The organism is Chloroflexus islandicus, from assembly GCF_001650695.1.
GTDB classification, from domain to species: Bacteria; Chloroflexota; Chloroflexia; order Chloroflexales; family Chloroflexaceae; genus Chloroflexus; species Chloroflexus islandicus.
This window is the reverse complement of record NZ_LWQS01000043.1, coordinates 63,871-76,901: the sequence shown is the minus strand read 5'-3', so window position 1 is coordinate 76,901 and position 13,031 is coordinate 63,871. Positions and strand designations below refer to the sequence as shown.

General features: G+C 62.7%; 11 protein-coding genes. 7 read left to right on the top strand and 4 right to left on the bottom strand.

The window, feature by feature from the left end:
* A partial coding sequence (locus A6A03_RS07325; RefSeq protein WP_082908937.1) for a DUF4838 domain-containing protein occupies positions 1 to 1,708 on the bottom strand: 1,708 nt, incomplete at its 3' end.
* Between the two features lie 267 nt (positions 1,709 to 1,975).
* Between A6A03_RS07325 and glgP the strand changes: the two genes are divergently transcribed.
* The 4 genes from glgP to A6A03_RS07305 all read left to right on the top strand — a co-directional run bounded on the left by glgP (position 1,976) and on the right by A6A03_RS07305 (position 6,495).
* Positions 1,976 to 4,126 carry an alpha-glucan family phosphorylase gene (gene glgP, locus A6A03_RS07320; RefSeq protein ID WP_066785653.1) on the top strand — a complete coding sequence of 717 codons (2,151 nt, stop codon included), beginning with the start codon at positions 1,976 to 1,978 and terminating at the stop codon, positions 4,124 to 4,126.
* 76 nt (positions 4,127 to 4,202) lie between these two features.
* Positions 4,203 to 4,991 (top strand): endonuclease III domain-containing protein, encoded by a 789-nt coding sequence (locus A6A03_RS07315; RefSeq protein WP_066785649.1) that lies wholly within the window; start codon positions 4,203 to 4,205, stop codon positions 4,989 to 4,991.
* Positions 4,988 to 6,154 carry a chromate efflux transporter gene (gene chrA / locus A6A03_RS07310; protein ID WP_066785646.1) on the top strand — a complete coding sequence of 389 codons (1,167 nt, stop codon included), beginning with the start codon at positions 4,988 to 4,990 and terminating at the stop codon, positions 6,152 to 6,154. The genes A6A03_RS07315 and chrA overlap by 4 nt, the downstream gene beginning before the upstream one ends.
* Positions 6,155 to 6,279: 125 nt before the next feature.
* Positions 6,280 to 6,495 (top strand): DUF2283 domain-containing protein, encoded by a 216-nt coding sequence (locus tag A6A03_RS07305; RefSeq protein WP_066785644.1) that lies wholly within the window; start codon positions 6,280 to 6,282, stop codon positions 6,493 to 6,495.
* Between the two features lie 63 nt (positions 6,496 to 6,558).
* Here A6A03_RS07305 and A6A03_RS07300 read toward each other — a convergent pair whose 3' ends face one another.
* Positions 6,559 to 7,386: an arsenate-mycothiol transferase ArsC gene (locus A6A03_RS07300; protein WP_066785640.1), complete on the bottom strand. Its 828-nt coding sequence runs from the start codon at positions 7,384 to 7,386 to the stop codon at positions 6,559 to 6,561.
* 779 nt (positions 7,387 to 8,165) lie between these two features.
* Between A6A03_RS07300 and A6A03_RS07295 the strand changes: the two genes are divergently transcribed.
* The gene (locus tag A6A03_RS07295) at positions 8,166 to 9,302 is read left to right on the top strand and encodes a M23 family metallopeptidase (RefSeq protein ID WP_066785637.1); all 1,137 of its coding nucleotides are present in this window, start codon (positions 8,166 to 8,168) and stop codon (positions 9,300 to 9,302) included.
* 356 nt (positions 9,303 to 9,658) lie between these two features.
* Here A6A03_RS07295 and A6A03_RS07290 read toward each other — a convergent pair whose 3' ends face one another.
* On the bottom strand, positions 9,659 to 10,786 hold the full coding sequence (locus A6A03_RS07290; RefSeq protein WP_066785634.1) for a L,D-transpeptidase: 1,128 nt from the start codon (positions 10,784 to 10,786) through the stop codon (positions 9,659 to 9,661).
* A 159-nt stretch (positions 10,787 to 10,945) separates the two neighbouring features.
* Here A6A03_RS07290 and prfB point away from each other — a divergent pair.
* Together prfB and A6A03_RS07280 are read left to right on the top strand one after the other, a co-directional pair.
* Positions 10,946 to 12,050, top strand: a protein-coding gene (prfB, locus tag A6A03_RS07285) for a peptide chain release factor 2 (RefSeq protein WP_245668874.1) whose coding sequence is annotated in 2 segments (ribosomal slippage) — positions 10,946 to 11,014 and positions 11,016 to 12,050 — 1,104 coding nt in all. Because the reading frame shifts where the segments join, the coding sequence is not laid out codon by codon here.
* Positions 12,050 to 12,559, top strand: coding sequence for an HIT family protein (locus A6A03_RS07280; protein WP_066785631.1), 510 nt, complete (start codon positions 12,050 to 12,052; stop codon positions 12,557 to 12,559). Before prfB ends, A6A03_RS07280 begins: the two co-directional genes overlap by 1 nt.
* On the opposite strand, the gene A6A03_RS07275 is transcribed toward A6A03_RS07280, so the two are convergent.
* On the bottom strand, positions 12,537 to 12,908 hold the full coding sequence (locus A6A03_RS07275) for a response regulator (RefSeq protein WP_066785628.1): 372 nt from the start codon (positions 12,906 to 12,908) through the stop codon (positions 12,537 to 12,539). The genes A6A03_RS07280 and A6A03_RS07275 overlap by 23 nt on opposite strands.
* Positions 12,909 to 13,031: the final 123 nt, after the last annotated feature.

Here is a 13,031-nt window from a genome sequence, read left to right as displayed (position 1 = left end):
GGGTTTGCAGGACCGCCGCTTCTTGGCGGGCGGCGAAAAAGCGGAGCAGCAGCGCGCTCGCTGACCATTCGGCGGCGTCGGCGGCAAGCGCGGCTTGCTCGGCGACGGCGGTGTGTTGCGCGGCAGCCAGCGCCGCTTCCCCGGCGGGCAGCGCATCCAGCGCTTCGTGCAGCGCTGCTAGGCGCTGTTCGCAGTGGGGCGGCGGCGCGTCATAGCCGTCGAGGATGTCGCGCGGCGGGTGTGTGACCGGATCGCGCCGGTGGCCGTCGTGTTGCTGGCGCAGGTCGGCGGGCGTGATAGCGAGGGCATGCCGCCACGCCGTCTCGAGCGCGGCGTAGGCCGTGTCGAGCAGCGCCGCCGTGGCGAGGGCGCGGGTGGCGACGTATGCGCCGCGCAGCGCCGTGGGGTCGCGTTGCGAGTGCCACGCCAGCGCCGCAAAGCTGTGCGGGTTGGGGCCAACCGCTAACCATGGCCGGTCGCCGGTCAGCAGGACGTGAACGCCGTCAAGTCCCCATTCGTGGTAGGCGCGCAGGTCGGCGGCGATGGTTGGGCCGAGCGGCGGCAAGGCCGATTTGAACAAAATCCCGTCAAGGTAGTATTCAAACACGCTGGCGCCGGCGGGGAAGGCAGCGCGCAAGGCGGCGATCTGTCCGGCCAGCGGCCCGTTGACCGGGTTGGCGGAGTCGCCGATGCCGGTGGCATACGAGCGTTGGCGCGGCGCAATCACCACCTCGACATTAGCTGCCGGCGCGATGTGCTGCGGCGGGGCGAAGGTGTCGTGGTAGGCGAGGTAGGCAATGCGGGCCGCGGGGTTGTGTTCGGCTAAGACAGCCGCCATTGTATTGGCAAGGAGCAGCGACTGGTCAGAGGGCGATAAGGAGCGGCAGTGCGGGCAGGCGCACCACCCGCCGCCGAGCCGGTCTTCCGGCCAGAGGTGATACACGCTCGCGTTGGGTTCGGCGGCGAACAACCTGCGCGCCCAATCGCGCACCAAGGCTTGCGTGGCCGGGTTGGTCGGGCAAGGGTTGCCATTGGCCACCCGCCGGCGACCGTCGTGGCGGAAGAGATCGGGTTGCTGGCGAAAGAGCCGGCGCGGCACGGCGTCGCGCAGATGGTGGCCGCCGATTTCGAGCCGCAAGCCGCGTTCGGCGATCAGCGGCCACAGCCGGGAGCGGCGTTGCTGCCAGTAGCGCCAGCGGCAGGCGCCAAGCGGCATCCCGCTGGGGCCGATGGTATGGATGAAGATGGTGTTGAGCCGCGCCCGCCCCGCCCACGCGATCCACGCTTCGGCCTGCGCGAGAAAGAGGTCGTGCCCGATCACCAAGCCGCGGCGGGCGAATGCCGGCTGCTCGGCGACCGTTGCGGCAGGCAAGCGAATCTGGGTCCAGCGCGGCACATGCTCATCTGCCGGGCCGGGGCCGGCCCAACGCCATCCCAACGCTTCCAGCAAGCTATAGACTGCATAGAGCAAGCCGCGCGGCCCTTCGCCGATCAGCACCAGCCCGCGCTCATCGGCCATGCGCACAAAGCCATCGCCGGCGGGGCCGTGGCGCAACGCAATGCGTGGACCGGCGGCAGCAGCAGTGATTGGCAACACCGGCCCCCCCATGCGCTGGAGGGCGCGGCGCAACTCGTGAGCGGCAAACTGGGCCGTGGGCTGGTCGCTCGCTAGCTCGATCGACCAGTGGCTGGTGAGCAGATGGTTCATGCCATGTGTTGAGCCGGTGCAAGGTACTTGGTGTGTTCCGCGGCTATTATAGCAGTAAGTGGAGTGCATGAGACACGGATCGAGCCGGGCCAGCGAGAAAATTAGTTGCATAGTGGACAAATTCGCCGTCAGCGGCTACAATGCAGGCAAGCCGCCGTTTGCTACGCTCGAATTCGCATGCGATCATGAGTGGCGGTTGCACGCAAGATTCCTGTTATCATGCCGGTATCGCCGGCGGTTAGCATCAGATGATGATGTGAGGAAACCATGCTACGGTTTGAACACGAGATCCTGTTCACGCCCTGTCCGGAACGGATTGCTCGGCTCCGTGAGCTTGCCTACAATCTCTGGTGGACGTGGCATCCCGAAGCGCAAGACTTGTATCGCTCGATCGACCCGGAATTATGGGAGTTGGTGTATCACAATCCGGTTGAGTTTCTGCGTGACGTGCGCCAGCGCAAGCTAGAAGCGGCGGCGAACGATCCGGCCTATTTGAAGCGGTATGACGCGGTGCTCAAGAGTTTTGACAGCTACATGAGCGCCAAGAAGACGTGGTTTAGCAAGCATTACCCTGAATCGAAAGACACGCTGATCGCGTACTTTAGCGCCGAGTTTGGCTTGCACGAGAGTTTGCCGATCTATTCGGGCGGTTTGGGCATCTTGTCGGGCGATCACATCAAAGAAGCCAGCGATATGGGGATTCCGCTGGTCGGCGTTGGCTTCATCTACCCGCAAGGGTACTTCCGGCAGCGGCTTGACCAGAGCGGTTGGCAACACGCCGAGTACAACAAGCTCAACTTTGCCGATGTGCCAGCGTTGCCCGCGCTCGATCCCGAAGGTCGCGAGGTGGTCGTTGAAGTCGAGCTGCCCGGTCGCACGATCTACGCTAAGGTTTACAAGTTTCAGGTGGGTCGCACCGAGCTGCTGTTGATGGATACCGACATCCACCCGAACAGTCCGCAAGATCGCGAACTGTCGGCGCGGCTGTACGGCGGCGACCAAGAGATGCGCATCTCGCAAGAGCTGGTGTTGGGGATTGGCGGCGTGCGCGCGCTGCGCCGGCTCGGCTACAAGCCGACCGTCTGGCACATGAACGAAGGCCACTCGGCCTTCCTCGTGCTTGAGCTGTGCCGCGAGCTGGTCGCGCAGGGCTATAGCTTTGAAGAGGCGATGGAGCAGGTCAAGGCCCACTGCGTCTTTACTACCCACACGCCGGTGCCGGCGGGCAACGACGCCTTTCCGCTGCCGATGATCGAGAAGTTCTTCTGGAGCTTCTGGCCGCAGCTTAACCTCACCCGCGATGAGTTTATGAATCTGGCCCTGCAAGAGCAGCACTGGGGGCCGACCTTTGCCATGACGGCGCTGGCGCTGCGCTTTTCGGCTTACCACAATGGTGTGAGCAAGCTGCACGGTCACGTGGCGCGCGGGATGTGGCAATGGCTCTACCCCGGCCGTACCCAAGACGAAGTGCCGATTACGTCGATTACCAATGGCGTGCATACAGCAACGTGGTTAGCGCCGGAAATGCGCACGCTCTACAATTCGTACCTTGGCAAGAATTGGGAAGACAACCTTGACGACCCGCAGCTCTGGCGGAAGGTGTACCAGATTCCGGACGAGACCTTCTGGCGCACCCGCCAAAAGCTCAAGAGCGATCTGATTGCGTTCAGCCGCCAGCGCCTGCAACAACACTACATGCGGCTCGGCATTCCGGCGCCGGTCTGGCCGGTGCTCGAAGAGAACATTCTCACCATCGGTTTTGCCCGCCGGTTTGCAACATATAAGCGGGCGACGCTGCTCTTTAAAGATATTGAGCGGCTGAAGGCCATTCTCAACCGGCCGGGCAAGCCAGTGCAGATTATCTTTTCTGGCAAGGCCCATCCCCGCGACGACCCCGGCAAGCAGTTCATTCAAGATGTCTACCGGTTGGCGATGCAACCGGGGTTGGCTGGCCGGATCATCTTTCTTGAAGAGTACGATATTGCCGTCGGGCGGGCGTTGGTGCAGGGGGTCGATGTCTGGCTCAACAATCCGCGCCGGCCGTATGAAGCCAGCGGTACCAGCGGGATGAAGGCGAGCTTAAACGGCGCGCCGAACTGTTCGGTGCTCGATGGCTGGTGGCCGGAAGCGTACAACGGGCGCAATGGGTGGGCGATTGGCGAAGAGCGCGAGTATGCCAATCAGGAAGAGCAGGATTGGAACGATGCCATGTCGCTCTACCACTTGCTGGAGCACGAGATTGTGCCGCGCTATTACGACAACCGTGACGCCAACGGCATTCCGGTGGAGTGGGTGCAGATTTGCAAAGAGGCGGTTGCGACGGTAGCGCCAATCTTTAGCACGCGCCGGATGCTGGCCGACTACCTGCGCGACATGTATATGCCGGTAGCGGTGCAAGGCGCAATGCCCACGGTGTAAGCACTTCAACGCAAAGACGGGAAGAGATTTGAGGGTTCAGTTCGCGTTCTCTTCGCGTCTTTGCGTTTTTTGCGTTATGATGAGCCAAACCAACTCTGACAGCCTGCACATCATCGATATCTACCACCGGCTGGTTGCCCACTTTGGCCCGTTGCACGGCCCCCAAGCGACGAGTCCATGGTGGCCGATCGTGAGTGATAACCCTCAGCTTGAGATGGTCATCGGCGCGGTACTGGTGCAGCAGACGCGCTGGGAGACGGTGGAAGCGGCGGTGATGCGTATGCACGCCGCCGGTTTGCTTGATCTGGCGGCGCTGGCAGAGGCAGAGGCCGGGCAGTTGGCGGCGTTGATTTACCCTTGCGCGTTTTACCGGCAAAAGGCGAGCGGTTTGATCGCGCTGGCCCGCGCCATTCAGGAAAGGTACGGCGATCTGGCGACGATGCTGAGCCGCCCGACGGTGACACTGCGGGCCGAGTTGTTGCAGTTGCCGCGGATCGGGCCAGAGACGGCGGATGTGATTTTGCTCTACGCCGGGCAGCATCCGCTGTTTGTGGTTGATGCCTACACCCGCCGGATCTTTGCCCGCGTCGCGCCAGAGCGGCTGGCGTGGGAGCGGGTGAGCTATGCGCAGGTGCAACAGGCGATTGCCGGCGAACTGCCGGCTGATCCGGTGTTGCTGGCCGATTTCCATGCTCAGTTGAACGAGTTGGCCGTGCGTTATTGTTTGGTGCGGCCCCGCTGCGATGGCCCGCCGGCGCGGCGGGTCTATTCACGCCAGCCGGGCCGCAATAGTTTTTTGGATCGCCATGACGGTTGCCCGTTGCGCGCGGTGTGTAAGTGGTATCGAGACCGGGATGGGATATGATGTCGCCGCTGACGATATTTTTGGTGTTTTTGCGCTTGGGATTGACCTCGTTCGGCGGGCCGGTGGCGCATTTGGGCTATTTTCGCACCGAGTTTGTCGAGCGGCGGCGGTGGCTGGATGAAGCGGCCTACGCCGATCTGATCGCGCTCTGCCAATTTTTGCCCGGCCCGGCCAGCAGCCAAGTGGGAATTGCGATTGGGACGATCCGGGCCGGTTTTCTGGGCGGGTTGGCGGCGTGGCTCGGCTTTACGCTGCCGTCAGCGTTACTCATGATCGGCGTGGCGTATGGCGTGACGGTATTGGGCGATCCGGCCAGCGGGTGGTTGCGTGGCCTCAAGGTGGTAGTGGTGGCGGTGGTCGCGCAGGCGGTCTGGCAGATGGCCCAGCGCCTGTGCCCGGATCGGCTGCGCGCCACCCTTGCGATTGCGGCGGCGATCATCTTGCTGATCTGGCCGGACGCGCTGGTGCAACTGCTGGTGATCGGGCTAGGCGGGTTGGCCGGGTGGCGGTTGCTGAAGGTTGCCAGCACCAATGGGGCGATCTTCCCCTCGCCGATCACGCCGCGCGCCGGGATTGGCTTCGCGGCCCTCTTTGCCGTGCTGCTCGGCGGCTCGCTGCTAGCAACGCTGAGCAATGATGCGACGTTGACGTTACTGGCCGGCATGGTGCGCAGCGGGTCGTTAGTGTTCGGCGGCGGACACGTCGTGTTGCCCTTGCTCGAAACGGTAACGGTCGGTGCAGGCTTGATGAACGCCGACACCTTCATTGCCGGCTATGGCGCGGCGCAAGCGGTGCCGGGGCCGTTGTTCACCTTCAGCGCCTACCTTGGCGCGGTGGCGGCAGCGCCTCCCGGCGGGTGGCTTGGCGGCACGCTGGCGCTGGTTGCGATCTTTTTGCCGTCGTTTTTGCTGGTGTGGGCCGCCTTGCCGTTCTGGGCCGCATTGCGCGCGCAGCCGGCAGCGCAGGCGGCGCTGGCGGGGATCAATGCAGCGGTGGTGGGAATCTTGCTGGCGGCGTTGTACCAGCCGGTCATCACCAGCGCCATTCGCGGGCCGGTAGATGTGGCGTTGGCGTTGAGCGCATTTGCGGCGCTGCACGTATGGCGGGCGCCGCCATGGGCGGTGGTGGTAGGGTGGGCCGTGATTGGCGGGTTGGCGGGGTGATGTAACATCGTGTAATGACCCCAGTAGAGCCGCACGGCTGTGCGGCTCCACATGATATATTGCAACCAACCAGCCGCTATCATTGCACGGTGTACCATGCAAACCAGCAAACGGGAGATTCAGCAATGGCCAACGTAAAGGTTTTCTATGATCAGGCCGGTAATACCCTGACCGTCTGGTTTGGCGAGCCGCAAGATGAATATATTTGCGAAGAGACCGGTGATGAAGTGATCCTGATGAAGGATCGCAATGGGCGCGTGATCGGGTTTGAGAAGTTGAATGTGCTCGCGCAGCCGTCTAGCCGGTTGCAGGTGGCGTTTGAAACCGTCATTACGGGATAGTAAGAATCATTCACGCAGCGCATCATTCTGGAGCCGCACAGCCCTGCGGCTGTGTACGCAGGATCAATCCACCCACCGCATAACCTCCGCTACCTCGGCCTGCCCAACCGGCTGGTGAGCGCGTTCGATCGCGGCGCGCAGGCGTTCGAGCCGGTCAGCGGCAGGGACAGTGGTCTGGCGCGCGAGCCAAAGATTGATCGCTTCGACATACAGCGCGATCAGGTCAGTGGGTGCGGCTGCCAGCGGTATGAGTTCGGCCAGTGTGGTTTGGATGCGGCCACGCGCTGCCGGCCAGTCGATCACGTCGGGCATCGCCTGGATCGCGTCGAGCAGGCGAATGGCGCGGGCACAGATCGCTTGCCGTTCAGCAGGCGGTTCCGGTGGGGCTGGCGGCGCTGCTGCCGGTTGCGGCGGCGCCGGTGCAGTTTCGCCGCTGAGCAGAGCGACAATGCGGGCAAACCCCTCGCGCAGCAACTGTTCCATTTCGCGACTGTATTGTAGCCACGCGCCGACCTGCATCCCGGCGGGGTCAGGAATATCTCGCGCCCGTCCGGCCAATTCACCGAGTGAAGCGATCGTCGCTTGCGGGTAGCGACTGCGCAGTACGCGGGCAATCCCGCTATCGACGGCAATCAGCACGTTGGCTGCCGCCGCCAGCTCATTGGTCAGCGAGCGAGCGATGTGGTCTTCAAGTACAAGGCCAAGCACCGCCAGCGCATCGCGCGCCGCTGGTTGCAACGGGTCGTCATCGTGACCGACAACGCCAGCCGAGGCGATCTGCCACGAGTAGCCGCGGGCCTGCGCCATCCGGCGTAGCAGGGCCGCAGCGATCGGCGCTCTCCCGGTGTCGGCAGCGCCGACGATGAGGATGGATTGGGTGGTGGGCGACATAGGTGCGTGATGCGCGTTTTGCTGGTCACGATCTTACCCGCATTGTACCACGGCTAGGGCGGTTGGTTTGAAGATGTATCGTACCGCCGCTCCCTCGCAATGACAGAGGGGTGCGCCTCGCGCCACTTTCCCAATGTCATTGCGAGCCGCCGTAGGCGGCGAAGCAATCCCCCGCGAGAGCGGAAGATGTGCGCTCAGGCATCTATGCCGCCAAAGCGGGAGATTGCTTCGGTCGGGCGGCGCCCGGCTGCGCCGGGTACCGCCGCTCCCTCGCAATGACAGAGGGGTGCGCCTCGCGCCACTTTCCCAATGTCATTGCGAGCCGCCGTAGGCGGCGAAGCAATCCCCCGCGAGGGCGGGAGGGATGCCTGCGCAGGGTGGTTCCGCCAAAGGGGGAGCTTGCTTCGGTCGGGCGGCGCCCGGCTGCGCCGGGTACCGCCGTTCCCTCGTAATGACAGAAGGGTGTGCCCCTGCACCATGACAGAAGGGCGCGTACCCCGTTACAATAGTCAAAACCTCGCTTATCTTGCGCTTTTTGTGCATTTTTGTGGCAATCCTTCCCTCCGTTTGACCATATCGCCGACTCATGGTATCTTGCCGACGTGCCATATCGACGATGATACTGGCAATATTTGTCATATACCTTGTTGTATATGACACAGCGCTCCGCGACAGGACCATGTTCGTCCTGTTCCATCGTCGCACTGCGGTGCGACGACGTGATTCCGTGTTGAATGGCGTTGGCCCCGTGTGTGGCAACGCCCGGAGGGAACATTTGCATGGTGACGCATTCGACGCGCCGCCGTCGCGCTCTGTTCGCGCTCGGCTGGCTGTTCGCCGTAATGCTCTCGCTCGTCGCTCGACCAGTGCCTGTCGCCGCCGCTCCCACCCTCGTCCTCCCCACTCCCCCCGGCGAACCATGGCGAATTATTCAGGGATACGCTTGTGGCACCCATACTGGCTGGGATCGCTACGCGCTCGATTTGGCCCAAGTGAATGGCCCGACCTACAACGCTCCGATTCGGGCGGCTGCCTCCGGTACGCTTTGGCACTGGGAGGCGCGCAGCGGCACGATTATCCTTTCCCACGGCAATAACTTCTTTACGATGTATACCCATCTCAGCCGTCCGGTGACGACCGAGCGCGGTTATGCGTTCGCAGCCGGCGATGTGCTGGGGTATGCGGGTGATCGTGGTTCGCCCGGTATTCCCCATCTGCACTTTATGGCCTATACTGCCGGCGCGAATGGCTGGAGCAGTCGCCAGTCGCTGCCGCTGAAGTTTGCCGAGGGCTACGATTTGCCAGAAATCGGTGGCTGCAATCAGCACGGAGGCAAGGTGTTGACGGCGATGTCACTGCAAGATCCGGCGGTGACGTTTACCAGCGCAGCACTGCCGTCCGGGTGGTATAACGTCGATCACCAGATCGATTTTAGCGTGGCGTGGGGTGGTGGTGGCCTCAGCCAAGCTTGGAATGCTGAGCCGCCGGCTGATACTCCGATGTTCCCCGGCGCTTACGACGGCTATGCCCGCCTAGCTGATATGGGTGAGGGCTGGCATACGCTCTACGTGCGGGCGTGGGGGCCTGATGGCCGGCAGACATTGGCCAGCTACGGGCCGGTCGGTTACGACATTTCGCCGCCGGTATTGGTAGCGACGCCGCAAACGCTGACGCTGGCCCGCGAGCAAGCAATCACGCTGGTGTGGCCCGCGGCGAGCGACCCGCTGTCGGGAGTGTCCGGCTACCGGCTCTATCTTGGTCCCGATCCAGCGGGTGAGAGCGAGTGGTTTGTGACCGAGCCAAGCGTGACGGCGCCGCCGTTGGCTCCCGGTACGTACTGGTTGCGGGTAAAGCCGCTCGATAACGCCGGCAATGTGGGTTCGTGGCAGACGATGATGACCATCGTGGTGGAATAGCCCTCACCCTTGGCCCCTCGACCGTGCTGCGGGCGAAGGGCGATCATCGTGTTCGATCAAGCGATTGGCTGCGCCAGCGCGCAGCGGCTCCCCCTCTCCCGCCGTCAGGTAGGAGGGGAAGCCGGGGGTGAGGGCAACTCCCCTCCCCCAGCGGGGGAGGGGCAAGGGGTGGGGGCCAACCCGAAGCCGCAGCGGGAACAAACGCCAAGCCGCTGTAGCGCCGGTTCCGCAGAGCGCGCAACGCGGTGTGGGGAATAACCACAACGAACCAGCAACCTCAGAGTTTTGTGCCTTTTGTGGCTTTTTGTGGCTATTCAACCCCCCTCTCTCGCACGGCGGGAGAGGGGCAAATGTTTCTACCGCCGCACCACTACCGGCGTCCCCACCGGCGCCCATTCGTAGAGCCATGCCGCCGCTTTGAGCGGCAGGTTGATGCAGCCGTGGCTGCGGCGCACACCGGTGCCAAACTGGTTGTGCCAGTAGGTGCCGTGCAGTGCGACGCCGCCGACGATGTACATTGCATGGGGGACGCGGGGGACGACCCAGCATTCGCCGCCAGCGCAGCCGCGCATGGTTTGTTCGCGCACTTTGGCGTAGATGCTGAACGAGCCGACCGGCGTGTTAAAGCCATCGCGTCCGGTTGAGACGGGCGCGTCGAAGATGATGCGGTCACCGTCGAGCGCGTAGAGCCATTGGTCGCTTAGATCGACGATGATCAGCTTGTCGCCGGTCGAGCGGATGACCGGTTGGGCAGGCTTGGGTGCCGGTGGTTTCGCTGCCGGCGCCGGGGTAGGTGCGGCGGTTGGGGGTGGCGCCGGCGGCGCCGCTTGGGGTTGGCCGTTGGCATCAACCGGTAGCGCATTGCCAGCGGCGACCGGGCTCAGATCGATTCCGCGCAGGCGGGCCAGATCGCGGCCAAGGTCGCTGATCCGCACCGCGTTGGCCGGATCAGCGGGTCGCGGATCGACTTCGAGCCGGGCCCGTTCAAAGTATTGCACTTGCCGCAACGCGCCGCCAACGTATTCCCAGCGTGGTTCGCTGATCGGCAGGCCAAAGACATCGATTGCGCCATGCGCTTCCCAAAAGGCAAGGAAGGGCGGCCCAAGGGTGTAGCCGGTCTCGGCGAAGAAGCGGCGCGTGGGGGATTCGCGCGCGGCGGAGGTTGGGAGCGGGAACGACCGGCCCAACGCGGCGGCGTACTCGGCGCCAACCCTTCCGCGCAGCACAGCGTTGTTATGGGCCGGATGCAGTTCCAGCCTGCCGCGCTCGAAATATTGCACCGTCAACTCGCCGTCGCGGAAGGGGGCGCTGATCGGCTGGCCAAGCGTGAGCGGCCCTTCGCTCGCCCGCCAGACGCTGAGAAACCCGTAGGTATCGTCGAGCCGTTGGCCGGTGGCGACAAAATAGAGCGCGTTGCTCTGCGCGTGTAGCGGCGCGCCCCACAGCGCCAGCAGCACTCCGGCTATCAATGCGAGATACCGCATCGTTGCACCGCTTTCTTCAGTGCGAATCCTACGCTTATTATACGGTAGGCGAAGCTGTGGTACCATAGGGAAAGCAGGAGGGGCACAGCGCTGCTGTGCCTATGGGGCATAGCCTGCTATGCCCGCACGTGATGCGAATCATCCGTCTAAGGAGCGACTATGCTAGCCGAATTGCACGACGAACTCGAAACAGTCCGCGAACGGTTTGCCAATTTGCGGGGGCATCTTTGACTTAGCGGCTAAGCAATCCGAGATCGAGCAGCTCGAAGCCCGCGCTGCCGATCCCGATCTGTGGAATGCGCCACGCACCGCGCAAGAGATTATGCAGCGGCTGACCCGGCTGAAAGAAGAGGTCACGCTGTGGAACGATCTTGAGCGCCGGATCACGAGTCTCGCCGAGCTGATCGAGCTGGCCGAGCTGGAAGGTGACGAGTCGCTGGCTGGCGATCTGGCCGCCGAATTGCGCGCCATCCAGCACGAGGTCGAACAGCGTGAGCTAGAGGTGCTACTCAGCGGCCCTTACGACGATCGCGACGCCTTTCTTTCGATACAGGCCGGCATGGGTGGCACCGATGCCCAAGATTGGGCCGCGATGCTCTTGCGCATGTACACCCGTTGGGCCGAGCGGCGCGGTTATACCGTCAATCTGATTGATCTAAGCGAAGGCGAAGAGGCGGGGATCAAGAGTGCGACGATCGAGATTCGTGGCCCGTATGCCTACGGCTATGCCCGCGCCGAAGCCGGCGTGCATCGCTTGATCCGGCTCTCGCCCTTTAACGCGGCCCATACCCGCCAAACCAGCTTTGCCCGCGTCGAGGTGATGCCGGAAGTGGACGATGCGCCGGAGGTGGAGATCAAGCCGGAAGATCTGCGGATTGATGTCTTTCGCAGCGGCGGCCATGGCGGGCAGGGGGTCAATACGACCGACTCGGCGGTGCGCATTACCCACCTGCCGACCGGGATTGTGGTGACGTGCCAAAACGAGCGCTCGCAGATTCAGAACCGCGAAACGGCGCTGCGCGTTTTGCGCGCCCGCTTGCTCGAACGTGAATTGCAGCGGCAAGCCGAAGAGCGGGCTCGGCTGCGCGGCGAGTATCGCGAGGCGGCGTTCGGCAACCAGATGCGTACCTATTACCTCCACCCCTCGACGCTGGTCAAAGACCATCGCACCGATTATGAGACGAGCAACGTCCAAGCCGTGCTCGATGGTGATATTGATCCGTTTATCGAAGCCTTTTTGCGCGCAAACGTGCAGGAGTCGTGATGGAGATTAAGTACACGCCGTGGCGCATGCGGTATATCAAGCGTGGTGAACCTGACGAGGGATGCGTATTTTGCGCGATTGCCGCTGCTGAAAGCGCAAGTGATGCCGAACGGTTGGTGCTCTACCGGGGGCGGCACTGTTTCGTGGTGATGAACCTCTACCCCTACAATACGGCCCACTTGATGGTGGTGCCGTATCTGCACGTTGCCGATCTTACGACGCTTGATAGTAATGTTGCTGGGGAATTGTTTGCATTGACGCAACAGTGCGTTGCGATCATTCAGGGTGAGTATGCGCCCCACGGCTTCAACGTTGGCATGAATTTGGGGCGTGTGGCCGGCGCCGGGATCGCCGATCATCTGCACATGCACATCGTGCCGCGCTGGAACGGCGACAACAATTTTATGCCAGTGATTGGCGGCACGAAGCTGATCCCTGAAGCGCTGGATGAAACGTATGCGCGGCTGCACCCGCATTTTGCCGCGCTTAACTCAACGTCCGCTCAATAAGATCGACGAGATGCGATATCTCGAACGGCTTCTGAATAATCACGGCGCCTTCAGCCTCAAGATCGGCAAACCACGGCTTGCGGCTGAGCGCCGTCATCAGAATGATGGGAATGCCATCGTCTTGCAGGCGCTCTTTGATGCGCTGGAATGTCTCGACGCCATCCATGTTGGGCATCATAATATCGCTCAAGACGAGGCTAGGCGAGAGGTTTTCGAGCATTCGCAACCCTTCGAGGCCGTCGCGGGCCAACACCACCTCGTAGCCAGCGTTGCGCAGGGCGAATGACAAAATACTCTGGAGGCCGAGATCATCGTCGATGATGAAGATGGTGCCTTTATTTGCTGACATATCTGTTTCCTTGCCAGTCATGGTTTTGGAATGGGTTGGGATGGACATGAGCAGGTCGGCGTTTGTTGTGCGCCATTATACCAGAGAGTAACTGGGTAGTTGTTGGGAAATGAAGAGTGATAC

Bases quoted from the DNA above. Each gene is read 5' to 3' on its own strand.
- chrA (WP_066785646.1), top strand. From the start codon at position 4,988: ATGATGTCGCCGCTGACGATATTTTTGGTGTTTTTGCGCTTGGGATTG.
- A6A03_RS07305 (WP_066785644.1), top strand. From the start codon at position 6,280: ATGGCCAACGTAAAGGTTTTCTATGATCAGGCCGGTAATACCCTGACC.
- glgP (WP_066785653.1), top strand. From the start codon at position 1,976: ATGCTACGGTTTGAACACGAGATCCTGTTCACGCCCTGTCCGGAACGG.
- A6A03_RS07295 (WP_066785637.1), top strand. From the start codon at position 8,166: ATGGTGACGCATTCGACGCGCCGCCGTCGCGCTCTGTTCGCGCTCGGC.
- A6A03_RS07300 (WP_066785640.1), bottom strand. From the start codon at position 7,386: ATGTCGCCCACCACCCAATCCATCCTCATCGTCGGCGCTGCCGACACC.
- A6A03_RS07280 (WP_066785631.1), top strand. From the start codon at position 12,050: ATGGAGATTAAGTACACGCCGTGGCGCATGCGGTATATCAAGCGTGGT.
- A6A03_RS07290 (WP_066785634.1), bottom strand. From the start codon at position 10,786: ATGCGGTATCTCGCATTGATAGCCGGAGTGCTGCTGGCGCTGTGGGGC.
- A6A03_RS07315 (WP_066785649.1), top strand. From the start codon at position 4,203: ATGATGAGCCAAACCAACTCTGACAGCCTGCACATCATCGATATCTAC.
- A6A03_RS07275 (WP_066785628.1), bottom strand. From the start codon at position 12,908: ATGTCAGCAAATAAAGGCACCATCTTCATCATCGACGATGATCTCGGC.